Raw genomic sequence first — 23,223 nt, 5'->3', positions numbered from 1 at the left:
TTCTCCCGTGTTTGGACTGAGTTTTGTTGTTGTATGTGCGTCACGTTAGAGTTTTGCGGCCGCTGCGTCAGTCCAAAAAGCGACAGATTGCGAAATTCATAGGTCCAGATTGACGACCTCGATAGGCGACGGCGGCTCACCGCAGTCGGAAATTTCTCTTCATTCGCCCGCAAATCAGGCTTCAGATCATACTTCCCCGCAGACATCAGCTGCGCCGGCCCAACCGGATCAGCGAACCCCTGTGTCTCGACCCGCGTGAATAGTTTACAAGAAAAAGGCTGCACCTGCCCCGCCATGGGGCCGGATGCAGCCTTTTTGTGCAGAATCAGAAGCGTCAGGCGCGCGGGCGCATCGACAGCCCGTCATGGAACAGGTGCACTTTTTCGGGCGCCGCCGTGACCGAGACCGTCTGCCCACGCAAACCGCGATGAATGCCCGGCAATTTGCCGATCACCGACTCGGCCCCCGGGGCCTTAGCGAAATAGAGCAGCGTCACCTCGCCCAAGGCTTCGGTGAAATCCACGACACCGGTCAGCAGGGGCGCGCCATCGGCAACCACCAGGTCCTCGGGCCGGACGCCCACATTGACTTTCTTGCCGACGTCCGCGTCTTGGGTCGGGATGGCCGAAACCGCCGTGCCGCCGGAATCCAGCGCGACGGTCGTGGTGGCACCGGTGCCGGTGATCGTTCCGGGCAGCAGGTTCATGGCGGGCGAGCCGATGAACTGGGCCACGAATTCGTTGTCGGGCGTCTCGTACAGTTCCAGCGGCGTGCCGACCTGTGCGATGCCCTTGTTGGCCAGAACCACGATCCGGCTGGCCAGGGTCATTGCCTCGACCTGGTCGTGGGTGACATAGATCATCGTGCTGTCGGGCATCGCCTCTTTCAGGCGCGCGATCTCGATCCGCGTGGCAACCCGCAGCGCAGCATCCAGGTTCGACAGCGGCTCGTCGAACAGATAGACCTTGGGGTCGCGCACGATGGCCCGGCCGATGGCGACCCGCTGACGCTGACCGCCCGACAGAGCCTTGGGCAGCCGGTCCAGAAACGGTTCCAGCTGCAGGATCTGCGCCGCGCGGTTCACCGCCGCGTCGATCTGATCGGCGGGCATCTTGGCGATTTTCAGGGCAAAGGCCATGTTCTCGCGCACGGTCATGTGCGGATACAGCGCGTAGCTTTGGAACACCATGGCGATGCCGCGCTGTGCCGGGGGCACGTCGTTCATCACCTGCCCCTCGATCTCCAGCGTCCCGCCCGAAATGCGTTCCAGACCCGCGATCATCCGCAGCAGGGTGGACTTGCCGCAGCCCGAGGGGCCGACGAACACGATCAACTCGCCGCGCTCGATCTCAAGGTTGATATCCTTCAGGACATCGACATTGCCATAGGTCTTGGCGACATCGGTCAGCTTGAGTTCGGACATGGGTTACCCTTTCTCTCGGACCATCAGGCAGAATTGCGACGGCGCCAGCGTGGCGCTTGCCTGCGCGTCGACTGCGCCAAGATCCTGACCGATGCAGCGCCAGTTGCCCTCGGGCAGGTCGATTTCCGCGGTGTCATCGCCCAGGTTGAAGGCACAGAACACCTGCTGGGTATCATCCTCACGCAGGAAGCTCAGGATTGGGCCGGTTTCGCGCATGTGCGACTGGGTGCCCGACATCAGCGCCGGATACTCATGGCGCAGAGCGATGGCGCGGCGATAGTGGTTCAGCACCGACTGCGTGTCGGCTTCCATCCGGTCCACGGCGCGTTCAGCCTGCGCGGTACTGACGGGCAGCCAGGGCGCACCTGTGGTAAAGCCCGACTGTTCGGCCTGCGCGGCCCAGACCATGGGCGTGCGGCAGCCGTCGCGGCCCTTGTATTCAGGCCAGAATTCGATGCCATAGGGGTCCTGCAGGTGCTCAAAGGCCACGTCTGCCTCGGGCAGGCCCAGCTCTTCGCCCTGATACAGGCAGGCCGAGCCGCGCAGGCACATCATCAGAACCGCGTGCTGCCGGATGCCGGCCTCGTCCAGATCCCAGCGCGAGGCGTGACGCTGCACGTCGTGGTTGGAGAACGCCCAGCACGGCCAGGCGTCGCCGGCCTTGGACAGAAGCTGGTCGAACACATGCTTGGTGTATTCTGCCGTCAGGCGGCGTTTCTCTAGAAATTCAAAGGCATAGCACATGTGCATGCGCTTGTCGCCACGGGTGTATTCGCCCATGATCTCAAGCCCGCGCTGTGCGTCGCCCACCTCACCCAGACAGGCGCGGCCGTCATATTGATCGGTCAGGGCGCGCAGCCGTTCCAGAAAGGCGATGTTTTCTGGTTGGCTCTTGGAATACAGGTGGTCCTGATGGTTGTAGGGGTTGACCATCGGCGCGATGGTGGCGTTGCGCTGATCCAGAGGCAGCGCCGGGTTGTCGCGCAGTTGCGCGTCGTGGAAGTAGAAGTTGATCGTGTCCAGCCGGAACCCGTCAACACCCATGTCCAGCCAGAACCGCGCGACGTCCAGCAGCGCGTCCTGCACATCGGGGTTGTGGAAGTTCAGGTCCGGCTGCGAGGTCAGGAAATTGTGCAGATAATACTGCTGCCGGCGCGTATCCCACTGCCAGGCCGAGCCGCCGAAGATCGACAGCCAGTTGTTGGGCGGGGTCCCGTCAGGCTTGGGATCGGCCCAGACATACCAGTCGGCTTTGGGGTTCTCGCGGTTGCTGCGGCTTTCGACGAACCACGGATGCTGGTCCGAGGTATGCGACAGCACCAGGTCGATCATCACTCGCAGACCCAGACCATGGGCGCGGTCCAGCAACGTCTGGAAATCCTCCATCGTGCCGAACATCGGATCGATGGCGCGATAGTCGCTGACATCGTACCCGAAATCCTTCATCGGCGACTTGAAGAAGGGCGAGATCCAGATCGCATCGACCCCCAGACCGGCGATGTAGTCCAGCCGCTGGGTGATGCCCCGCAGGTCTCCGATGCCGTCGCCGTTGCTGTCCTGAAAGCTGCGCGGATAGATCTGATAGATCACCCCGCCGCGCCACCAGTCGGACGCCGTCTTGGTTGAGTGCTTGAGGTCCACGTTGTTCTGCACGTTCATCACACGCCCTTATTTGACTGAACCGGCCAGCAATCCGCGGACCAGGTATTTCTGCATTGCAAAGAAGACGACCAGCGGCACCGCGATCGACACGAATGCGGCCGTCGCCAGGATTTCCCAATTGCCGCCACGGGTGCCCAGAAGCTCGACGATACTGTTGGTCATCACGGTGGTTTCTCCGGATGCGTCGATCAGGAACACCTTGGCCACCAACAGGTCGTTCCATGTCCACAGGAACTGGAAGATCGCGAACGAGGCCAGCGCCGGAAAGCTCAGCGGGAGGATCAGCTTGGTGAAGATTTGAAACTCGGTGGCGCCGTCGACCCGCGCATTCTCGATCAGGTCGCGGGGCAGACCGGCCATGTAATTGCGCAATAGATAGATCGCCAGCGGCATGCCAAAGCCGGTATGGGCCAGCCAGACGCCCAAATACCCTTTGCCGATGCCGATGTTCAGGTGGAATTTCAGCAGCGGGATCAGCGCCAACTGCAAAGGCACAACCAGCAGACCGACCACCGCGGCGATCAACAGCGCACGGCCCGGAAAGTCCATCCAGGCCAGCGCATAGGCCGCAAAAGCCGCCACCAGGATCGGGATGATCGTGGCCGGAATCGTGACCGTCAACGTGTTGAAGAACGCCTTGGCCATGCTGTCGGTGCTGTCCTCGGCCAGCAGGACCTTGTGGTAATTGTCCAAAGTGAACTCGGGCGGCAGTTCGGCGGTCACGAAGACGCGCGACCCCCTGCTGCCGGTGAATTCCTCGGTGTTCTCCATCCGGTAATCGCCATTGACCTGAACGGTGATCGTGCCGCCCTTGCGCAGTTCGGCCGTCTGGCCCGGCTCAAATGCATCGATCTCGCGCGAGCTGATGCCCCATTTCGAGATGCGCGCGTTGGTGCCGGCGTCGAACAGATTGCCCTCGATCACATACAGGCCATTTTCCTGCACCTGGGTATCGGGCGCGGCGCTGCGCAGCGTCAGGTTCTGCTCGGACGGGAAAATCGCCCGCCACCAGCCGCTGGTTGCGATCTGGTCCGCCGTGCGAAACGACGAGATGAACAGGCCCAGCGTGGGCACAACCCACAGCACCACCAGAAACAGAACCGAGGCATGTACGGCCCATCTGAGCGCCGGGCGGGTTCCTGCGATCTCACTCATGGCGGACCCCCTATTCCATTTCCTTGCGCGCGTTGCGGACGTTCCAGACGAGGATCGGCGTCACCAGCAGCATGATCACCATGGCCGAGGCCGAGCCCACGCCCCAGTCGTTGGCGCGGAACAGCTTGTCGAACATGTAGTTGGCCAGCACCTGTGTCTCCCACTGGCCGTTGGTCATGGCGAACACGATGTCGAAGACCTTCAGCACGACGATGGTGATCGTAGTCCACACCACTAGGATCGTCGTCTTGATTTGCGGCACCTTGATCTTGAAGAAGATCTGGAGCGGGCTGGCGCCATCCAGAATGGCGGCCTCGACCGTTTCTTCGGGAATTCCACGAAGGGCCGCCGACAGGATCACCATGGCAAAGCCCGTTTGGATCCAGATCAGAACGATCATCAGGAAGAAATTGTTCCAGAACGGAATGGTCAGCCAGGTCTGCGGCTCGGTTCCGCCAAAGAAGATGTACAGGGCATTTAGCATGCCGATCTGGTCCTGCTCGATCGGGCGGGTGTCATAAACCAGCTTCCAGATCACCGAAGCGCCCACGAACGAGATCGCCATCGGCATGAAGATCAACGACTTGGCAATATTGCCCCAGCGGATGCGGTCGGTCAGCTGGGCCACCAACAAGCCGAATGCCGTCGACAGCGCCGGCACCACGATCAGCCACAGCATGTTGTTGCGCATCGCTTCCCAGAATTTCGGCTCGGCGACCATCTGGGCATAGTTGTCCAGACCAACCCACTCGTACCCGCCGCCGGGCACGCGGTCGGTCAGGGACAGGCGCAGCGTTTCCACCACCGGATAGGCGAGGTACAGCCCCAGTGCGGCCAGGGCGGGGAGCAGAAACAGCCAGGGCCGGATCATGTTGGCCCTGTTGATGTTGCGCCCGGCATTCGGGCCGCGCGGCGGGAACAGAACCTTGTCCAGAAACTGGTTGGACAGGTAGAAATAGCCGACGCAGGCGGATACGCCGATGGCGATCGTCAACAGACCTTGGATTGCGGGATGCATGTCACCCTCCGTGGCGACGATGGGTCGGGCAACCCGCATGCACGGGTTGCCCCTGGTTCACGGGTTTACTGGATCGCGTCCCAGGACGCTTGGATCTCGCCGCCGACCTCTTGCGCGGATTTGCCACCGACATAATCGACCATGCCGGTCCAGAACGTACCAGCGCCCACCGCGCCCGGCATCAAGTCGGACCCGTCAAAGCGGAAGGTGGTCGCGCCCAGAAGAATGTCGTTCATCTTCTTCAGCGTCGGGTCCGAGAAGGCCGAGGTATCGACACCCTTGTGTGGGGTCAAAAAGCCGCTGAGCGCCATCCAGGTCTCATGCGCCTCGGGGGTCTGCAGATACGCAATCAGGTCGTGCGCGGCGGGGCTGTCGTTGGTGATCGCCCACAACGTGCCCGCGCCCAGAACCGGGCTGCCCAGATCCTTGCTTTCATAGGCCGGGAAGTAAAAGAAATCGGCATCTTCACCCACGACCGTGCCTTCGGGGAAGAAAGCCGGGATGAACGAGGCCTGACGGTGCATGTAGCACTGCGGCGGTGAGCTGAACAGACCCTTGGGGCTGTCGCGGAAATCGGTGGTTGCAACCGCCCCGGCCCCACCGGCCACATAGTCGTCATTGCGGGCGAATGCACCGAATTCCTCGATTGCGGCCACGACCTTGGGGTCGTTGAACTTCAGGTCGTTGGTGACCCAGGCGTCGTAGTCCGCCGGGGACAGGGTGCGCAGCATCATGTCCTCAACCCAGTCGGTCGCCGGCCATCCGGTCGCGCCGCCCGACCCCAGACCGATGCACCAAGGCGTGCCGCCATCGGCGACGATCTGGTCGGTCAGGGCCTTGAGCTCTTCCATCGTGGTCGGGACTTCATAACCCGCGTCCTCGAAATTCTCGGGCACGTACCAGACCAGCGATTTCACATCGACCTTGTAGAAGAAGCCGTAGAGATGGTCCTGACCGTCCGGGCCGGCATAGGTGCCCAGATCGACCCAGGACTGGCCCGCGGCATAGTTGTCGCGCACCCAATCCGCCGTTCCGTCCGCCAGCGGCGTCAGGAACCCGGCCTTGGCCATGTCGGCCGCCAGTCCCGGCTGGGGGAACACGGCGATGTTCGGTGCCGAACCGGCCTCGGCGTCGATGCGGATCTGCTGTTCGAAGCTGTCCGAGCCGACATAGGCATATTCATGCCCGGTGGCAGCGGCAAAGCCGTCCAGCACCTTTTCGACATTTTCCTGGTCCGGGCCAAGCCAAGGGCCGAACACGGTTACCTTTTCGGCCTGGGCCGCGCCCGCCATCAGGGCAAACGTGGCCGCACCTGCCAAAAGCGAGTGTTGCATTGATTTTCCTCCCAACTGTATCTGGCGCATATGAGACTCGGTTTTCAAAGCGCTTTGGATGCCCGCTGTTATCCGCTAACGGAATGCGGCTGTCAATCGTCTGTTTTTTGTAAGCCCCATGTTTTATTGATGCAGTCGCAGAAAAAATGAAACAGCTTGACGCAAGCAAAAATTGGCCACACAACAGGGACTGAACCGCAGATTTAAGGCGCTTTGACAGCCGCTATGAACCTCAAACAGCTCTCTCAGATCCTGGGCCTGTCACAGACGACGGTCAGCCGCGCGCTGAACGGCTACCCAGAGGTGAGCGAGGCAACACGCCTGCGGGTTCAGGCGGCGGCGGCCAGGCACGGCTATCGTCCGAACGCGCGCGCCAAGGGGCTGGCGACGGGTCGGTCGATGGTGATCGGCCACGTGATTCCCAGCTCGGCCCGGCACGAGATGGTAAACCCGATCTTCGGCGATTTCGTCGCCGGCGCGGTCAAGAAGTATGCCGAGCACGGCTATGACATGATGTTCACAAATGCCGACGACACCTCGATCGAGGACGCCTATCGCAGCCTCTTCCAGCGCGGCGCGGTCGATGGCGTGGTGCTGCAGGGCCCCAAAGTGGACGAACCGCGGATCGAGGTTCTGACCCGGATGCAGGTGCCGTTCATCGTGCATGGCCGCTCGACCGGCGTCAGCCTGCCCTATGACTGGATCGACGTGAACAACAAAAGTTCGTTCCAGCGCGCGACCCGCTTTCTGATCGACCTGGGCCACCGGCGGATCGCGCTGATCAACGGGCTGGAGGACATGGATTTTGCCCAAAGGCGCCGCGACGGGTATCTCGAGGCGCTGAAACAGGCCGGCCTGTCGCCCGACCCGGCTCTGATGCGCAGCGCCGAGATGACCGAAGTCTATGGCCACCACGAAACCCGAGACATGCTGCGGCTGGACGATCCGCCGACCGCGATCCTGACCTCATCGATGATTTCGGCGATCGGGGTGCGGCGCGCGCTGGACGAGGCCGGGCTGAAGATGGGCCGCGACGTATCGGTGATCGCCCATGACGACGACCTGTCCTATCTGAAGAACGGGCAGGACGTTCCGATCTTTACCGCCACCCGGTCTTCGGTGCGCCACGCTGGCGAACTGGCCGCCGAGATGCTGATCGAGCGCATCCGCGCGCCCCACGACCCGACCAAGACTAGATTGCTCGAGGCCGAACTGGTAGTCGGCGGCTCGACTGGTCCCGCCCCCAACAGGTTCTGAACATGAAATACACCCGCGCTGATTTCCCCAAAGACTTCCTCTTTGGTGTCGCAACCTCGGCCTATCAGATCGAAGGCCACGCACAGGGCGGCGCCGGCCCGACCCATTGGGACAGTTTCGCGGCCACGCCCGGCAACGTGGTGCGCGCCGAAAACGGCGATCTGGCCTGCGACCACCTGCACCGGTTCGAACAGGATTTCGACCTGATCCGCGAGGCCGGGTTCGACTGCTATCGCTTTTCCACCAGCTGGGCGCGCGTGCTGCCCGAAGGGCGCGGGCCGGTGAACCAGGCCGGGCTGGACTATTATGACCGGCTGGCCGACGCCCTGCTGGAACGCGGCATCCGCCCCTGCGCCACGCTGTATCATTGGGAGCTGCCCTCAGCCCTGGCCGACCTGGGCGGCTGGCGCAACCGCGACATCGCCAACTGGTTCGCCGATTTCACCGAGATCATCATGGGCCGCATCGGCGACCGCATGTACAGCGTCGCGCCGATCAACGAGCCCTGGTGCGTCAGTTGGCTGAGCCATTTCGAAGGCCACCACGCCCCCGGCCTGCGCGACATCCGCGCCACGGCCCGCGCCATGCATCACGTCCTTCTGGCCCATGGCCGCGCGATTCAGGCCATGCGGGGCCTTGGCATGTCGAACCTGGGCGCGGTGTTCAACCTGGAATGGGCCGAACCCGCCGATGAAACCCCCGAGGCCCGCGAAGCCGCCGATCTGTATGACAGCATCTACAACCGGTTCTTCCTGGGCGGCGTGTTCAACAAGGCCTACCCCGAGAACGTCCTGCAGGGGCTGCAGGCCCACCTGCCCGACGGGTGGCAGGATGATTTCGACACGATCGGCACGCCGGTCGACTGGTGCGGGTTGAACTACTATACCCGCAAGCTGATCGCACCCGCCGACACGCCCTGGCCCAGCCTGCAAGAAGTGCCCGGCCCCCTGCCCAAGACGCAGATGGGGTGGGAGATTGAGCCAAGCGCGCTGACCCGGTTCCTGACCCGTACGGCCCGGGACTACACAGGCGATCTGCCGATCTATGTCACCGAAAACGGCATGGCCAGCCCCGAGCGGCAGCAGGATGACGACCGCATCGACTATCTGAATCAGCATCTGGCTGCGGTGCAGGACGCGCTGGATCAGGGCGTTCCGGTCAAGGGCTATTTCATCTGGTCGCTGCTGGACAATTACGAATGGGCGCTGGGATACGAAAAGCGGTTCGGCTTGGTCGATGTCGATTTCGAAACGCTGGAACGGCGCCCCAAGGCGTCGTTCCGGGCGATGCAGGCCGCTTTGGCCCAGGGCGATCCGGTCTCGGTTCCGATGGCGCAGCCCAGGGGCGCAATGCACGACCACTGGAACCTCGTGGCCGATATCGGCGGCACCAACACGCGGCTGGGGGTCGTCACCAATGGCACGCTCACCGATCTGCGCAAATCGCCCACCGGCACCCTGCCCGAGTTTCTGGCCGCCCTGCACGACCTGTGCGCCGAGATCGGAACGCCGCCGCGCGCCGTGGTCGCCGCGGGCGCGGGTCCGGTGCGCAATGGCACGATCCGTCTGACCAATGCCAATCTGGACCTGTCCGAGGCCGACATCGCCACGGCCACCGGCGCGGACCACACCTTTGTCATCAACGACTTTACTGCCGCCGCGTGGTCGGTGGCCGAGATCACGGGCGATGACGTGCAGGCCCTGCAGGGCGAACCGACCCCGCCCAAGGGCACCCGATTGGTGGTCGGCCCCGGCACCGGGCTGGGCGTCGGCGCACTTTTGTATTCCGAAGGCCACTATCACACCGTCTCGGGCGAGGGTGGCCATGTCGGGCTGTCGCCCCGCACCCGCGATGAAGTGGACGTGTTCGAAGCCGCCCGCCGGATCGCGCCCGAGTGTTTCTTTGGCGACAGCCTGACGCTCGAGGCCGAGATGTTCCTCAGCGGCACCGGCCTGCCGATCCTGTATCGCGCTGTGGGCATGGCCGCAGGCCAGCCCGAAACGCCCGTCCTGCCCGCCAAGGACATCCTGCAGGCCGCGCGCGACGGATCCGACCCGCTGGCCGCGCGCGCCGCGCAGATGTTCACCACCCATCTGGGCGCTGTAATGGGCGACATGGCCGTGACCGTGATGCCCACCGGCGGCGTCTTCCTGGTGGGCGGCGTGGCCGACAAGAACCGCTGGCTGTTCGGTGACGACTTCCTGACGACCTTCAACGCCGGAGGCCGGTTCGACGCGCTGCGGCAGGGCTTTGGCATTTATGTCTCGAAACAGGCCGAATTTGGCATTGTTGGCGCTAACAACTTCTGCAAAAATGCGCTCGCGCGGTAAATTCACCGCCTGATCTTTGCAGAAGGAAGGAGCCGGGACATGATCCTGTGCTGTGGCGAAGCCCTGATCGACATGATCGCGGAGCCGACGGTTTCGGGCGCGCAAGGTTTCGTGCCGCATTCGGGTGGCGCGGTGTTCAACACCGCCATCGCCCTGGGCCGGCTGGGTGCGCCTGCCGGAATGCTGACCGGGCTGTCGAGCGACATGTTCGGCCAGCAATTGGCGCAGGCTCTGAAAGACAGTCATGTGGATGGCTCGCAGGTTGTTCTTTCGGATCGTCCGACCACGCTGGCCTTCGTGCAACTGCAGGACGGGCACGCCACCTATTCCTTCGTCGATGAAAACTCGGCCGGGCGGATGCTGCGCCCCGAGGATATGCCGGACCAGTTGACCGCGACCTCGGCGCTGTATTTCGGCGGCATCAGCCTGGCCTGCGAGCCCTGCGCCGATGCCTATGCCGCCCTGCTGGACCGCCACGGGGCCGAGCGCGCAGTGATGATCGACCCCAACATCCGCCCCGGCTTCATCCAAGACCAGACCCGCTATCGCACCCGGCTGAACCGGATGATCGCGCAGGCCGATATCGTCAAGGTCTCGGACGAAGATCTGGACTGGATCGTCCCAGGCCCCGAAACGCTGGAAGAAAAGGTGCCGCTGCTGCTGCAGGCCGGCCCCGCCGTGGTGATCGTCACGCGCGGCAGCCAGGGCGCGACCGGGTATCTGGCCGATGGCCGCAAGGTTACGGCGCCGGTCACGCCGGTTCAGGTCGTCGATACGGTGGGCGCGGGCGACACCTTCAACGCCGGGGCGTTGGCGCAACTGCACCGCGCCGGGCTGCTGACCAAACAGGCGCTCCGCGCGATCTCGCCCGACGACCTGCGCGCCGCGCTGGAACTGGGCGGCAAGGTCGCCGCCGTCACCGTATCCCGCGCCGGGGCCAACCCGCCCTGGGCGCACGAGCTGTAAGTCATCGAAAGCACCGATATGAAACGATCCGAGATCAACCGCATCAAGGCAGAGGCACAGGACTTCATCAATTCGTTCGGCTTTGCCCTACCGCCCTTTGCCGACTGGACGCCCGAGCAGATGCGCAGCCCGCAGGCCGCCGGCATCCGCGCCCGCGGCCTTGGCTGGGACATCACCGATTACGGCCAGGGCAAGTTCGACGAGCTGGGCCTGTTCCTGTTCACCCTGCGCAATGGCGACGAAAAGGACCTGAGCGCAGGACGGGGCATGCTCTATGCCGAGAAGCTTTTGATTTCGCGTGACAAACAGCTGTCGCCGATGCATCGCCACATCGTCAAGGCCGAGGACATCATCAACCGCGGCGGCGGCGATCTGGTGATGGAGATCTACGCCTCGGCCCCCGATGGCAGCATCGACCGCGACACCCCTGTTACCGTACCCAGCGACGCCTGCCCGGTGACCATCCAGCCGGGCGAGCATCTGCGCCTGAAGCCGGGCGAAAGCGTCACGCTGATGCCCGGCATCTGGCACGCCTTCTGGGCGGAAAAGGGCGATTGTCTGATCGGCGAGGTCTCGACCGTCAATGACGACCGCACCGACAACGTGTTCGAACAGCCCATACCGCGCTTTGCCACGATCGAGGAAGACACCGCGCCCGAATTCCTGCTGGTCGCCGATTACTGAGCGCGCGGGGCCGGGCCAAGGTGCGGGTCAGAGGCCAATGTCAACGCAACCCGGCCCCAAGGCTCAGCACTCCGTCGACCATCGCGGCCCGGGCCTCGACCCGCAGCAGATCGCTGGTCTTGCCGGTGCGGCGCCAGTTCCAGCGCTGATAGGCGAACAACGCCAGGCAGATCGCCGCCATCGCCCCGGCATAGATCAGGATCCATTCCAGAACCACCGGCGCGGCTTCGCCCGTCTTGGCATAGGCCAGCAGACGATTCACCGCCGAACCGGCCGCCATCACGATGATCCCGAATAACAACAGGCTGCGGAACATCACGTAGACGGACTCGTCGATCTCGTATCCGAAGGCGCGGTTCTGGTCCGGGGCGCGCCGGATCGGGGCGGCGACCCATCCCGCCACTAGAGCCGTTGCGAAATTGAGCCCCGAGAACAGCCCGTCCAGCAACAACGCGTCGGAGTTTGCCAGCAACCCGGCCGCACCCCCTGCGCCCGCCATGAACAGGCTGGCCCATTTTTCTGCGTTCTGCGAGCGGCGTTCAAAAATCAATGTGCCCTGCGTCGGTTCAGCATTTCCGGTTGATGAGGCAGGCGCTCATTTATGTCCGGCGGGCCGGGGCGCATTCCCCATGTTCCTTTATAATGCCCGTCCGCGGATCATGTCGGCAGCCTTTTCCGCGATCATGATCACGGGCGAGGCGGTATTGCCCGAGACGATCTTCGGCATGACAGAGGCATCGATCACCCGCAGCCCCTCCAGCCCCCGCACGCGCAACTGTGGATCGACCACCGCGGCGGCGTCACTGCCCATGCGGCAGGTGCCGACCGGGTGAAAGATCGTGGTGGCGATGTCGCCCACTGCATCCAGCAGACCCTGTTGATCGTTGATCTCGGGGCCGGGCAGAACCTCTTGCGGATTATAGGGTGCCAGAGCCCGCGCCGCCATCACCTGCCGTGCCTGCTGCACGGATTTGACGGCCACCTGCCGGTCACGCTCGGCCGAGAGGTAATTCAACCTGATCTCGGGCTGGGCCTTCGGATCGGGCGTGGTGATGTGACAGTGCCCCCGGCTTTCGGGCCGCAGATTGCAGACCGAGACGGTGATCGCGGGAAACGGATGCAGCGGATCGCCCAGCCGGTCGGTAGACAGCGGCTGCACGTGATATTCCAGATCCGGCGTGGCCAGCATCGGGTCGGATTTGGTGAACATGCCGAACTGGCTGGGCGCCATCGCCATCGGACCCGACCGGGTCAGGGCGTATTGCGCTGCGATGCGCGCCTTGCCCCACAGGCTGTTGGCCATGGTGTTCAGAGTTTTGGCGTTCTGCACCTTGAACACGGTACGGATCTGCAGATGGTCCTGCAGGTTCGCCCCCACGCCCGGGCTTTCATGCTGGACCGCGATTTCATGCGCCGCCAGTACCTGGGGGTCGCCGATCCCCGACAGTTCCAGCAGCTTGGGCGAGTTGATCGACCCCGCCGCCAACAGAACCTCGGCCCTGGCCAAGGCCCGGTATTCGGTGCCGCCACGGGCAAATCGTACGCCGCGCACGGTCTTGCCCTCGAGGATCAGGCCCAGCGTCTCGGCCTCGATCAGGAGCCGCAGGTTGGGCCGTTTCATCGCGGGGCGCAGAAATCCCTTGGCCGTGTTCCAGCGCACGCCGTTCTTCTGGTTGACCTCGAAAAACCCCGAGCCTTCGTTGTTGCCGTCATTGAAATCGGCGCGCGGCTGGATGCCGATCTCGCGCGCGCCATCCTGCACGGCTTTCAGAATCTCCCAGCTCAGCCGCTGTTTCTGAACCTTCCATTCGCCGCCGGCCCGGTGCATTTCGCTATCGCCGGCGTGGTGATCTTCTGATTTCAGGAAATAGGGCAGCACGTCGTCCCAGCCCCAGCCCGCATTGCCCAGTTGCCGCCAATGGTCATAGTCGGCCGCCTGCCCGCGCATGTAGATCATCCCGTTGACCGAGCTGCACCCGCCCAGCACCTTGCCCCGCGGATAGACCAGCGACCGTCCGTTCAGACCGGGCTCGGGCGCGGTTTTCATCATCCAGTCGGTGCGCGGATTGCCGATGCAGTACAGATACCCCACCGGGATGTGGACCCAATGGTAATTGTCCGACTTGCCCGCCTCGAGCAGCAGAACCCGTGTTTTGGGGTCCTCGGTCAGCCGGTTGGCCAGCACGCAGCCCGCGGTACCCGCGCCTATGATGATATAGTCGTATTCACCCTCAAGCCGGGCGGTTTCAGATGTGGCGGAATTCATTCTCGGTCTGCTCTGTGCATTGTTCCTGATCCTGCGGAGCGCAGCTTAGCAGCTGTTGCAGGCAATGCACGGGTCAGATGTCGCATTCCGCAACAGTATTTCGCAATCCTGCAGGTCGCGCCCCCGGTCGGCGGTCAGACTGGTATCAAAGGAGGCCCAGAATGACCCAGACTGCCACTCGCGTCCGCACCGGAGGCCGCGCCGCCCGCCGCGCTCTGCGCACCGCGACCAGCTTTGACATGTTGCCGGGCCTGACCCGCAACATCCCGCTGTGCGAAGTGATGGACGGATCACAGGTCCAGCGGATCGACGCGGCCTCTATGGATATCCTCGAAAACGTGGGCGTGCAGTTCCGCGACCCGATCGCGCTGGCCGACTGGAAGGCGGCTGGTGCCAAAGTCGACGGCGAGCGGGTGTATCTTGATCGCGGGCTGGTCCGCGAATTGATCGCGACGATCCCCTTGGATTTCACCTATCACGCCCGCGACCCGCGCAAGAATGTGCGGCTGGGCGGACCGCACGCGATCTTCGTGCCGATGACCGGGGCGCCCTTCCTGCGGGATCTGGATGACGTGCGGCGAAACCCGACGCTGGACGATCTGGCGATGTTCCACAAGCTCAGCCACATGCTGCCGGCGCTGCATTCCTCGGCCCACCACATCGTCGAGCCCTATGACCACCCGATCAGTCAGCGCCATCTGCGCATCACCTATTCGTCGATGAAATATTCCGACAAGACCTTCATGGGCATGACCACCTCGCCCAAGAACGCCGAAGACGTGATGGAGATGTGCGCCATCCTGTTCGGCGAGGAGTTCATGGAGGATCACCCGGTCGCCACCGGCAATTGCAACGGCAACTCGCCGCTGGTCTGGGACGAGACCATGCTGGGGGCGATGCGCGCCTTCTGTCGCCGCAATCAACCGGTGCTGTGCTCGCCCTTCGTGCTGGGCGGGGCAAACACGCCCGCCAGCGTGCCCGCCACCGTCGCCCAGTTGAACGCCGAGGCGCTGAGCGCGCTGGCCTACACGCAGGTGATCCGGCGCGGCTGTCCGGCGATCTACGGCCATTACCTGTCGACCGTCAGCATGAAATCCGGCGCGCCGATGGCGGGCACACCCGAAATCAGCCTGATGAACTTCATGATCGGCCAGATGGCGCGGCATTACGGCGTGCCGTGGCGCAGCTCGAACACGCTGGGCGGGGCCAAGACATTCGATGCGCAGGCGGGGTACGAATCCGCGACCACGCTGTCGGCGGTGATCCATGCCGGGGCAAACTACATCTGGCATTCGGCGGGCTGGAACGAGGCCGGGATGCATTGTTCGACCGCCAAATTCGTTGTCGATGCCGAGCAATGCGCCATGGCCTACCGCATGGCCGAGGGCCCGAAATGGCACGACTTCGACGAGGCAGTTGCCGCCGTGTCGGATATCGGCCCGGGCGGACACTATCTGGGCCATCCGCACACACAGGACAATTTCCAGGAGGCGTTCTTCATGCCCGAACTGTTCGACAACAACTCGATCGAGCAATGGGTGGCCGAGGGCGAGGTCGAGATCACCGAGCGCGCCCTGAACCACGCCCGCAAGCTGCTGGCCGAGTATCAAGAGCCCCGGCTGGACCCGGCCATCGACGAGGCGCTGCGCGATTACATTGCCCGGCGCGAGCGGGAAATTCCCGCCGCCGACGAATTGAACCAGTACTATTAGGAAACACACCACGTGCCCGCCTGCCTGTCAGGCGGGCCTTTTTCATTCGTCGCGCGCGCGCCATTCCTTCCAGCGCAGCACCATGTTGGCCCCGATCTCAGACAACGGCCGGGGCGGCAGGCGTCTGGGCCGATCCTCGGCTCCGAAATGCTCGCTGATCCCGGACCGCACGGCGCAGGCCATTTCGGCCGCGGCGATCCCGGTCAATGTGCCGCGCGCGGTGCCCAACCCGTTCTGGACGCAGGCTGAATAAACGCCGGTCTCGATCTCGCGGGTGACCGAGACTCCGTTCAGGCTCAGGCACAGATGACCGGCCCATTCGTACTCCATCGCGATGCCGCGCAACGGCGGGAAGCGCCGGTCGAATTTGCGCCGCATCACCGCAGCCGCGCGCCGCAGGTCCGATGCCCGCGCCTCCATGCCCGGACGCAGCACCGCACAGGTGCGGGCAATGATCCGGTTGCCACCCTGCCCGGTGTCGATCCGGCGCATGGTGGTGCCCATCGGATCGGACGGGGTCACGCCCCAGCGCGGCTGACCACCCAGCCGGGCCAGTGCATCAGCGTCCAGTTCTCGCGTCATCGCCGCGAACAGAAACAGCTGCATCAGACGACCACGTTCGACACCGAAACTTTCCAGGTGACCGTTCACCGACAGGATCAGCCGGCCGGTCGAGACCTGCCCGCGCGCGGTCTGCACGCGCCAGCCCGCCCCGTCGCGCTGGAACCCAGTGACCGCACCGTGTTCAAAAATCTGCACCCCATCGGCCGCCAGCCCCGCCGCCAAACCGCGCACATAGCCCGCCGGCTGCAGCATGACCGTGCCCGGCGTAAACAACCCCGATACATAGTGCCCGGACCCGGTGAGTTCCTGCATCTGATGCCGGTCCAGCATCTCGGACCGCTCGCCGAGGCTGTCCAGATGGCGGGCATAGCTTTGGTTGTGCGCATGTCCCGCCGGGCTGGCCGCGCCGTTCACTTTGCCCGCTGGATCGAAATAGTTGGGGTCGATGCCGTACTCCTCGACCGCCGCGTGAGCGAAAGCGATTGCCTGCCGGTTCAACCCGATCATCGCCCGGTCATCGCCCGCCCCGGCATAGTCGTCCGAGGCCAGATCATGCGGCAGATCGATCATGAAGCCCGAGTTGCGCCCCGCCGCGCCTTCCGCCACGCGCCCGGCTTCAAGCACCACGATCCGCGCATCGGGCACCAGCTGCCGCAGACGCCGCGCCGCAGACAGGCCGGCAAAGCCTGCGCCCACGACGGTGAAATCTGCGGTGATATTGCCCGAAAGCTGCCGCGCGGGAGGTTGCGGGCCCAGCAGGGCATTCCACGCAGCCGGTCCGCGCTGCACCGGCAGGCGGCAAGCGGTGAACCGCGTCAATCCACCGCCTCGTCGGCATCATCCGACAGGTCGATCCACAGCGTCTTCAGCTGCGAGTACTGGTCATGCGCGTGCAGCCCGTTGTCCCGACCGCCAAAACCCGACTGCTTGTAGCCGCCGAACGGGGTCGAGATGTCGCCCTCGCCAAAACTGTTCACCGTCACGGTCCCGGCCCGGATCGCGCGGGCGCCGCGCAGCGCGCGCTTGGCGTTGGCGGTGAAAAGCGACGCGCAGAGCCCATATGGCGTGTCATTGGCCATCGCGATGGCCTCGTCGAACCCCGCGACCTCGATCACCGACAGAACGGGCCCAAAGATTTCCTCGCGCGCCAGCGGCGCGTCATTGTCCGGCAGCTCGACCACGGTTGCCTCGACGAACCCATTTTCAGCCTTGCCGCCCAGAAGGACTGAAGGCGCCTTGTCCAGATAGCCGCAGACCTTGTTGAAATGGTCTTTGCTGACCAGCGCGCCCAGCCGGGTTGCAGGGTCCAGCGGATCGCCCACAGTCCACTGGCGGGCGTGGTGGGCGATGCGCTCCAGTAGGTCGGCCTTGACCGCGCGGTGCACGATCAGGCGCGACGTGGCCGAGCAATTCTCGCCCATGTTCCAGAACGCCCCGTTCACCACATGGGCGGCAACCCGATCGAGGTTCTCGGCATCCTCCATGACGATGGCCGGGTTCTTGCCGCCCATTTCCAGCACTACCTCCTTGGCGTTGCTTTCGGCGGCATAGGACAGGAATTTCTTGCCCGTCACGGTCGAGCCGGTGAAGGACACCATGTCGATATCCATATGCCGCCCGATGGGTTCGCCCACCTCGGCGCCGCCACCCGGAACCACGTTCAGAACACCGCGCGGCAGCCCGGCCTCGACGGCCAGTTCGGCCAGACGCAGGGCAGTCAGCGGGGTTTCCATCGCCGGCTTCACCACCACCGAGCACCCGGTCGCCAGCGCCGGGCCGATCTTCCACGCCAGCATCAGCAGGGGGAAGTTCCATGGCAGAACCAGCCCCACCACCCCGATCGGTTCGCGCAGGATCATCGCGATGTGGTCGTCGCTGGCAGGCGCGACTTGATCGTAAATCTTGTCAATCGCCTCGGCATGCCATTTCAGGCAGTGGATCGCCTCGGGCACATCCACGGTTTCGCAGTCAAAGATGGTCTTGCCGCTGTCGATGCTTTCCATGACCGCCAGTTCGCGGGCATTACGGGTCATCAGCTTGGCCAGTTGGATCAACACATCCTTGCGCGCCGACGGATGCAGGCGCGACCAGCGGCCGTCATCGAAGGACTCGCGCGCCTTTTCCACGGCCAGGTCCACATCGGCGGCGCCGCAGGCCGCGACCTCGGTCAGCACCGCGCCGGTAGCCGGGTTCACCGTCGGAAACACCGCGCCCGAGATCGCCGGGCGATAGCCACCATCGATGAAGGCACCGGTGGGCAGGTCCAGCCCGGCGGCGATGGATGCGTATTCGTCCCGTGTCAGCAAGCCCATGCCTCAGCCCTCCGCCATGATGTCTGCGATCTTGCGTTTCAGCACGCGGGTCACCTGTTCCAGCGCGCGCTTGTCATCCTTGTTCAGCCCCTTCAGAGGCGGCCGTACCGCGCCTGCCGGGATGCCGTTCATCGTGACCCCATGCTTGATGGTCTGGATGAACTTGCCGCCCTGTTCGAGCACCCGCATCAACGGCATCAGCGCCGACATGATCCGGCGGCCCTTGGTGAAATCGCCCTGCAGCACGCAGGCCTCATACAGCGCCACATGCTCACGCGGCAGAAAGTTCGACCCGCCACAGACCCAGAAGGGCGCACCCCAGGCGAAGAATTCCAGCGCCTGATCGTCCATGCCGCAGCCCAGCTGAATATGCGGATAGTCCCGCGCAAGCATATGTACGCGGTTGATGTCGCCCGAGCTTTCCTTGATGCCGCAAAAATTGCGGCTGCGCCCCACACGGTCGAGGAACTCGGCCCCCATCATCGTGCCGGTGCGATGCGGATAATTATACAGCATCACCGGCAGATCGGCCGCCTTGTCAATGGCCAGCGCATTCAGAGCGTTTTCCCGGCCTGTCGGCACCGAATAGGGCGGGCTGGCCAGCAGGATGGCATCGGCCCCGATCTGGCGCGCGCCTTGGGCCAACGCGATCGAATCCGGCGTCAACATCGCGCCGGTCCCGACCACCAAAGGCAGACGACCCTTCAGACGCTGGTGGGTAAAACGCGCCAGTTCCAGCCTTTCATCAACGGTCTGGGCATAGTTTTCGCCCGTGGACCCGCCCGAGATCATCCCGTGCACGCCATTCTCGACCAGGTATTCGATCACCTCGGCCAGCGCATCCCAATCGACGCTGAAATCATCCGCATAGGGCGTCACCACCGGGGTATAGATCCCCTGAAATCTGAACACGGGTGTCATCGTCGTCCCTTGTGCATGGCGCTTTTCCGGGACGCTACAATAGAATACAATTTGTGTACAATAAAATCTTGCAGAAAATAAGACGCGCCGAACCGGCGCGCCTTCGGGCCGGGTCGCAACGCAGTGACCTAGCGCGCCCAGTTCTCGGCCGGATCGCTGTCGGAATAGTCGCGCAGCAGCGGAATATCCGAGATTTCCGCGTGGTTGCGGTTGATCTTCACCCCACCGCCTTGAGCCGTGAAAACGCACGGCCCAGGCTGTCGGGCTTCATGCCCAGACGACCGGCGATCAGCATCTTGTCATAGAGCGATTCCACGACGCAGGCGCCCTCGTCGCAGTCACACAGGTTCAAAAGGAACTCGGCCACCCGTTGTGCCCCGGTCTGGACCTTGAGCTGTTCCAGCTGGGACACCAGCGCATGACCCGCCTGTCCCGCAGCTGTTTCCTGACCATCTCGGCCGCCTGTGCGGCCTTGCCGACCGTGGCGCGCGCCGCACCGGTTGCCCGCTGGCGCGGTACCGCTCTGGAGCCGCCCGCCGGCCTGCAATTGGTCGGACTGAGTGACACGCAAGCCGCGCCGATCATTGCCGCGCTCGAAGCCGAACTGGACCGGCTGGATAACATCTTCAGCCTGTACCGTCCCGACTCGCACCTGCTCCTTAACCGCGACGGCACCCTGCCCGCCCCGGCGCCGGGACTGCTACAGGTGCTGACCCAAAGCGCCGCCCTGTATGACGCGACCGGCAGCGCATTCGACCCGATCGTTCAACCGCTGTGAATGGCGCTGGCCGCCGGCGCAACGGATGCCGAGGTGGAACGGGCGCGGGCGCTGACGCTGAATGGCATCGCGCAGGGCGCAGGGGCTGACCGATGAGCTGGTCGACATGGGCGAAATCGCCGCCATCGACAGCCGCGCCGACGGGCTGTCGACCGCGCTGTGCCTGCTGCCTGCGGACCGGATCGCATCGGCTCTGCAACGCTTCCCCGGCGCCCGACTCGAGATGCTGATCTGACCCGAATGGCCGTCCCGGAACTCTGCCGTTGAAATTTGTCGCGCGATAAGAAAAGGTAAAACACCGACAAATTCACAGTGGCGCAGGCCTGGCCCCGCGCCAGAGGCAAGGCATGGCACCCAGAAAAATCCGGAACATGGAGGAGTTTGCGGCGGTCAGCGGGATATCGCGCCCGACGGTTTCGAAATATTTCAACGATCCCGACAGCGTCCGGCGGTCGACCCGGGAACGGATCGAACAGGCGCTGGAACGTTTCGACTATCGCCCCAACATCTTTGCCATGAACCAGAACCGCAAGCTGACCAAGAATGTCGGCATTGTGGTGCCCTACCTGGCCGACCCGTTCTTTGCCGAGATCGCCCGCAACATCGAGGAAAAATGCATCGAGGCCGGGTTCCGTCCGACGCTCTACAGCGCCTATGGCGACCCAGTGCAGGAGACTGAGATTCTCGACAGCCTGCGCGCGCTGAAGCCGGCGGGCGTGCTGCTGGCGCCGCTGGGGCGCGACTCCGACCGGTCGTTCATCGAGAAATTCTGCAAGGACATCCCCACCATCCTGTTCGACAGCAACATGGAAGGCATGGGCGCCGCCTTTGTCGGGTCGGACAACGCGAGCTTCATCGAACAGACCGTCGATTACCTGTGCCGCAGCGGCGAGCCGCCCGCGTTCTTCGAGATGCGGCACCCCGCCAACCCCAACGCCAACAAGCGCCGCATCGCCTATGTCAAGAAGATGGAGAGCCTGGGCTTCGAGCCGCAGGTGATCAAGGTCGACGGTCGCGGCTGGGGATTCGAGGAAATCGGACGCCAAGGCGCATTCAAACTGTTGGAACAGCCTAGCCTGCCCTCGCGCACCATTCTGTGCAGCAATGACCGGCTGGCCATCGGGTTCCTGTCTGCCTGCTATGAAAAGGGCCTGCGGGTCGGGTTGGGCGACGACTGCGACCTGCGCGTCGCGTCGCATGACGACCATCCGTTTTCCAAGTTCACCTGCCCGTCGCTGACCACCGCGGCGCATGACTACAACGCGGTTTCGAATCGCACCGTTGAGACGCTGACGCAACTGGTCGAGGGCGGCGGACGGCTGAGCGCGCGCACCGAAACGCTGTTTCCTGCGCGCCTGATATTGCGAAGTTCGGCCTGATTTTCGACATTATTTTACGCGCGTAAAATTTTAGTTGACGCGCGACAATTAATTCACGATGCTTTCCTTTAGGTAATTCGACACCAGGGAGGAAAGAATGTACCTGAAATCCGTTCTATGGGCGGCAAGTGCCGCGGCGTTGACCGCCGGCGTGGCGTCTGCCGAAACGATCACGATCGCCACCGTCAACAACGGCGACATGATCCGCATGCAGAAATACACCGACAAGTTCACCGAAGCGACCGGCCACGAAGTGGAATGGGTCACGCTGGAAGAAAACGTTCTGCGCCAGCGTGTAACCACCGACATCTCGACGAAGGGCGGCCAGTTCGACATCATGACCATCGGCATGTACGAAACGCCGATCTGGGGCGCGAACGGCTGGCTTGTGCCGCTGGACGGCATGTCGGCAGAATATAACGTGGACGACATCCTGCCCGCGATGCGCGGCGGCCTCAGCCACGACGGCACGCTGTATGCGGCACCGTTCTACGGCGAAAGCTCGATGATCATGTACCGCACCGACCTGATGGAGAAGGCCGGTCTGGAGATGCCCGAGGCGCCGACTTGGCAGTTCATCCGCGAGGCAGCGGCCAAGATGACCGACCGCGAGAACGACATCAACGGCATCTGCCTGCGCGGCAAGGCCGGCTGGGGTGAGGGTGGCGCCTTCATCACCGTGACCGCGAACTCGTTCGGCGCGCGCTGGTTCGACGAAGACTGGAAACCCCAGTTCGATCAGCCCGAGTGGAAAGAGGCGCTGACCTTCTTCGTCGACATGATGAGCGAATCCGGCCCCGCCGGGTATGCCACCAACGGCTTTAACGAGAACCTGTCGTTGTTCCAGCAGGGCAAATGCGGCATGTGGATCGACGCCACCGTTGCGGCGTCTTTTGTGACCAACCCCAACGACTCGACCGTGGCCGACAAGGTTGGCTTTGCGCTGGCGCCGAACTCGGAAGGCGTTGACAAACGCGCCAACTGGTTGTGGGCCTGGGCCCTGGCCATCCCCGCCGGCACCCAGAAAGAGGACGCCGCCAAGCAGTTCATCGAATGGGCCACCTCGAAAGACTATATCGAGCTGGTCGCCGAGAACGAGGGCTGGGCCAACGTTCCGCCGGGTGCGCGCACCTCGCTGTACGAGAACCCCGACTACAAGGACATCCCCTTCGCGCAGATGACGCTGAAGTCGATCCTTGCGGCCGATCCGGAAAACTGCTGCGTCAAGCCGACGCCGTATACCGGGATCCAGTTCGTCGCCATCCCCGAATTCGCGGGCATCGCCACCCAGGTGAGCCAGGAATTCTCGGCGGTCTATGCCGGACAGCAGTCGGTTGACGAAGCTCTGGCCAAGGCGCAGGCCTTCACGGCCGAAGAAATGGAAGCCGCAGGGTACTGAGGCCTCCTCCCGGCGGGTGGGCAGGTTTCTGTCCCCCGCTCTCCCCCTTCCACAACCCGTGTT

20 protein-coding genes and 1 pseudogene are annotated in these 23,223 nt (G+C 63.7%); 10 read left to right on the top strand and 11 right to left on the bottom strand.

The annotated features are described in order from the left end of the window. Positions 1 to 334: 334 nt before the first annotated feature. The 5 genes from AC2FME_RS03490 to AC2FME_RS03470 form a co-directional block, all read right to left on the bottom strand. A complete protein-coding gene (locus AC2FME_RS03490) occupies positions 335 to 1,423 on the bottom strand; it encodes an ABC transporter ATP-binding protein (RefSeq protein ID WP_496797200.1) in 1,089 nt (362 codons plus the stop codon). A 3-nt stretch (positions 1,424 to 1,426) separates the two neighbouring features. Further along, positions 1,427 to 3,082 carry an alpha-glucosidase gene (locus tag AC2FME_RS03485; RefSeq protein WP_496799637.1) on the bottom strand — a complete coding sequence of 552 codons (1,656 nt, stop codon included), beginning with the start codon at positions 3,080 to 3,082 and terminating at the stop codon, positions 1,427 to 1,429. A gap of 9 nt (positions 3,083 to 3,091) precedes the next feature. Continuing rightward, positions 3,092 to 4,240 carry a carbohydrate ABC transporter permease gene (locus AC2FME_RS03480; RefSeq protein ID WP_496682385.1) on the bottom strand — a complete coding sequence of 383 codons (1,149 nt, stop codon included), beginning with the start codon at positions 4,238 to 4,240 and terminating at the stop codon, positions 3,092 to 3,094. A gap of 10 nt (positions 4,241 to 4,250) precedes the next feature. Next, positions 4,251 to 5,258 carry a carbohydrate ABC transporter permease gene (locus AC2FME_RS03475; RefSeq protein WP_496682388.1) on the bottom strand — a complete coding sequence of 336 codons (1,008 nt, stop codon included), beginning with the start codon at positions 5,256 to 5,258 and terminating at the stop codon, positions 4,251 to 4,253. Between the two features lie 65 nt (positions 5,259 to 5,323). Beyond that, a complete protein-coding gene (locus AC2FME_RS03470; protein ID WP_496799636.1) occupies positions 5,324 to 6,592 on the bottom strand; it encodes an ABC transporter substrate-binding protein in 1,269 nt (422 codons plus the stop codon). 225 nt (positions 6,593 to 6,817) lie between these two features. On the opposite strand from AC2FME_RS03470, the gene AC2FME_RS03465 reads away from it, so the two are divergent. The 5 genes and pseudogenes from AC2FME_RS03465 to AC2FME_RS03445 all read left to right on the top strand — a co-directional run bounded on the left by AC2FME_RS03465 (position 6,818) and on the right by AC2FME_RS03445 (position 11,829). Continuing rightward, positions 6,818 to 7,849, top strand: coding sequence for a LacI family DNA-binding transcriptional regulator (locus AC2FME_RS03465; protein WP_496682393.1), 1,032 nt, complete (start codon positions 6,818 to 6,820; stop codon positions 7,847 to 7,849). 2 nt (positions 7,850 to 7,851) lie between these two features. Next, positions 7,852 to 9,150: pseudogene (locus AC2FME_RS03460) on the top strand (GH1 family beta-glucosidase); the annotation flags it as partial. Next, positions 9,136 to 10,179, top strand: coding sequence for a glucokinase (locus AC2FME_RS03455; protein WP_496727661.1), 1,044 nt, complete (start codon positions 9,136 to 9,138; stop codon positions 10,177 to 10,179). The pseudogene AC2FME_RS03460 and the gene AC2FME_RS03455, both read left to right, overlap by 15 nt. 39 nt (positions 10,180 to 10,218) lie before the next feature. Then, complete coding sequence (locus AC2FME_RS03450; RefSeq protein ID WP_496799635.1) at positions 10,219 to 11,145, top strand: carbohydrate kinase family protein; 927 nt, start codon at positions 10,219 to 10,221, stop codon at positions 11,143 to 11,145. 18 nt (positions 11,146 to 11,163) lie between these two features. After that, positions 11,164 to 11,829 (top strand): D-lyxose/D-mannose family sugar isomerase, encoded by a 666-nt coding sequence (locus AC2FME_RS03445; protein ID WP_496682398.1) that lies wholly within the window; start codon positions 11,164 to 11,166, stop codon positions 11,827 to 11,829. A 40-nt stretch (positions 11,830 to 11,869) separates the two neighbouring features. Here AC2FME_RS03445 and AC2FME_RS03440 read toward each other — a convergent pair whose 3' ends face one another. Further along, positions 11,870 to 12,379, bottom strand: coding sequence for a cation efflux transmembrane domain-containing protein (locus AC2FME_RS03440; RefSeq protein WP_496799634.1), 510 nt, complete (start codon positions 12,377 to 12,379; stop codon positions 11,870 to 11,872). 87 nt (positions 12,380 to 12,466) lie between these two features. After that, entirely contained in the window at positions 12,467 to 14,095 is a 1,629-nt protein-coding gene (locus AC2FME_RS03435) for a GMC family oxidoreductase (RefSeq protein WP_496799633.1), read from the bottom strand. Between the two features lie 161 nt (positions 14,096 to 14,256). Here AC2FME_RS03435 and AC2FME_RS03430 point away from each other — a divergent pair, with 161 nt between their 5' ends. Further along, a complete protein-coding gene (locus AC2FME_RS03430; protein ID WP_496799632.1) occupies positions 14,257 to 15,807 on the top strand; it encodes a trimethylamine methyltransferase family protein in 1,551 nt (516 codons plus the stop codon). Between the two features lie 42 nt (positions 15,808 to 15,849). Here AC2FME_RS03430 and AC2FME_RS03425 read toward each other — a convergent pair whose 3' ends face one another. The 4 genes from AC2FME_RS03425 to AC2FME_RS03410 form a co-directional block, all read right to left on the bottom strand. After that, complete coding sequence (locus AC2FME_RS03425) at positions 15,850 to 17,190, bottom strand: NAD(P)/FAD-dependent oxidoreductase (RefSeq protein ID WP_496799631.1); 1,341 nt, start codon at positions 17,188 to 17,190, stop codon at positions 15,850 to 15,852. Further along, positions 17,187 to 18,683 carry an aldehyde dehydrogenase gene (locus tag AC2FME_RS03420; protein WP_496799630.1) on the bottom strand — a complete coding sequence of 499 codons (1,497 nt, stop codon included), beginning with the start codon at positions 18,681 to 18,683 and terminating at the stop codon, positions 17,187 to 17,189. The genes AC2FME_RS03425 and AC2FME_RS03420 overlap by 4 nt, the downstream gene beginning before the upstream one ends. Before the next feature lie 3 nt (positions 18,684 to 18,686). Further along, positions 18,687 to 19,604 (bottom strand): dihydrodipicolinate synthase family protein, encoded by a 918-nt coding sequence (locus AC2FME_RS03415; RefSeq protein WP_496799629.1) that lies wholly within the window; start codon positions 19,602 to 19,604, stop codon positions 18,687 to 18,689. A gap of 217 nt (positions 19,605 to 19,821) precedes the next feature. Then, positions 19,822 to 20,016: a hypothetical protein gene (locus AC2FME_RS03410; protein WP_496711763.1), complete on the bottom strand. Its 195-nt coding sequence runs from the start codon at positions 20,014 to 20,016 to the stop codon at positions 19,822 to 19,824. 6 nt (positions 20,017 to 20,022) lie between these two features. Between AC2FME_RS03410 and AC2FME_RS03405 the strand changes: the two genes are divergently transcribed. From AC2FME_RS03405 to AC2FME_RS03390, 4 genes are all read left to right on the top strand, one after another. After that, positions 20,023 to 20,382, top strand: coding sequence for an FAD:protein FMN transferase (locus AC2FME_RS03405; RefSeq protein WP_496799628.1), 360 nt, complete (start codon positions 20,023 to 20,025; stop codon positions 20,380 to 20,382). A 61-nt stretch (positions 20,383 to 20,443) separates the two neighbouring features. Further along, positions 20,444 to 20,617: a hypothetical protein gene (locus AC2FME_RS03400; protein WP_496685374.1), complete on the top strand. Its 174-nt coding sequence runs from the start codon at positions 20,444 to 20,446 to the stop codon at positions 20,615 to 20,617. Positions 20,618 to 20,729: 112 nt separating this feature from the next. After that, complete coding sequence (locus tag AC2FME_RS03395; RefSeq protein WP_496797213.1) at positions 20,730 to 21,761, top strand: LacI family DNA-binding transcriptional regulator; 1,032 nt, start codon at positions 20,730 to 20,732, stop codon at positions 21,759 to 21,761. A gap of 97 nt (positions 21,762 to 21,858) precedes the next feature. Continuing rightward, positions 21,859 to 23,160, top strand: coding sequence for an ABC transporter substrate-binding protein (locus tag AC2FME_RS03390; RefSeq protein ID WP_496799627.1), 1,302 nt, complete (start codon positions 21,859 to 21,861; stop codon positions 23,158 to 23,160). Positions 23,161 to 23,223: the final 63 nt, after the last annotated feature.

The sequence above is a fragment of the Ruegeria sp. BHSC026 genome, assembly GCF_059613065.1.
Note: the sequence above shows the minus strand (reverse complement) of the source record. Positions and strands in the feature narration are given on the sequence as shown.

Bases quoted from the DNA above. Each gene is read 5' to 3' on its own strand.
- AC2FME_RS03415 (WP_496799629.1), bottom strand. From the start codon at position 19,604: ATGACACCCGTGTTCAGATTTCAGGGGATCTATACCCCGGTGGTGACG.
- AC2FME_RS03430 (WP_496799632.1), top strand. From the start codon at position 14,257: ATGACCCAGACTGCCACTCGCGTCCGCACCGGAGGCCGCGCCGCCCGC.
- AC2FME_RS03470 (WP_496799636.1), bottom strand. From the start codon at position 6,592: ATGCAACACTCGCTTTTGGCAGGTGCGGCCACGTTTGCCCTGATGGCG.
- AC2FME_RS03400 (WP_496685374.1), top strand. From the start codon at position 20,444: ATGGCATCGCGCAGGGCGCAGGGGCTGACCGATGAGCTGGTCGACATG.
- AC2FME_RS03435 (WP_496799633.1), bottom strand. From the start codon at position 14,095: ATGAATTCCGCCACATCTGAAACCGCCCGGCTTGAGGGTGAATACGAC.
- AC2FME_RS03465 (WP_496682393.1), top strand. From the start codon at position 6,818: ATGAACCTCAAACAGCTCTCTCAGATCCTGGGCCTGTCACAGACGACG.
- AC2FME_RS03390 (WP_496799627.1), top strand. From the start codon at position 21,859: ATGTACCTGAAATCCGTTCTATGGGCGGCAAGTGCCGCGGCGTTGACC.
- AC2FME_RS03485 (WP_496799637.1), bottom strand. From the start codon at position 3,082: ATGAACGTGCAGAACAACGTGGACCTCAAGCACTCAACCAAGACGGCG.
- AC2FME_RS03405 (WP_496799628.1), top strand. From the start codon at position 20,023: ATGACCCGCCTGTCCCGCAGCTGTTTCCTGACCATCTCGGCCGCCTGT.
- AC2FME_RS03420 (WP_496799630.1), bottom strand. From the start codon at position 18,683: ATGGGCTTGCTGACACGGGACGAATACGCATCCATCGCCGCCGGGCTG.
- AC2FME_RS03490 (WP_496797200.1), bottom strand. From the start codon at position 1,423: ATGTCCGAACTCAAGCTGACCGATGTCGCCAAGACCTATGGCAATGTC.
- AC2FME_RS03480 (WP_496682385.1), bottom strand. From the start codon at position 4,240: ATGAGTGAGATCGCAGGAACCCGCCCGGCGCTCAGATGGGCCGTACAT.
- AC2FME_RS03455 (WP_496727661.1), top strand. From the start codon at position 9,136: ATGCAGGCCGCTTTGGCCCAGGGCGATCCGGTCTCGGTTCCGATGGCG.
- AC2FME_RS03475 (WP_496682388.1), bottom strand. From the start codon at position 5,258: ATGCATCCCGCAATCCAAGGTCTGTTGACGATCGCCATCGGCGTATCC.
- AC2FME_RS03445 (WP_496682398.1), top strand. From the start codon at position 11,164: ATGAAACGATCCGAGATCAACCGCATCAAGGCAGAGGCACAGGACTTC.
- AC2FME_RS03395 (WP_496797213.1), top strand. From the start codon at position 20,730: ATGGCACCCAGAAAAATCCGGAACATGGAGGAGTTTGCGGCGGTCAGC.
- AC2FME_RS03450 (WP_496799635.1), top strand. From the start codon at position 10,219: ATGATCCTGTGCTGTGGCGAAGCCCTGATCGACATGATCGCGGAGCCG.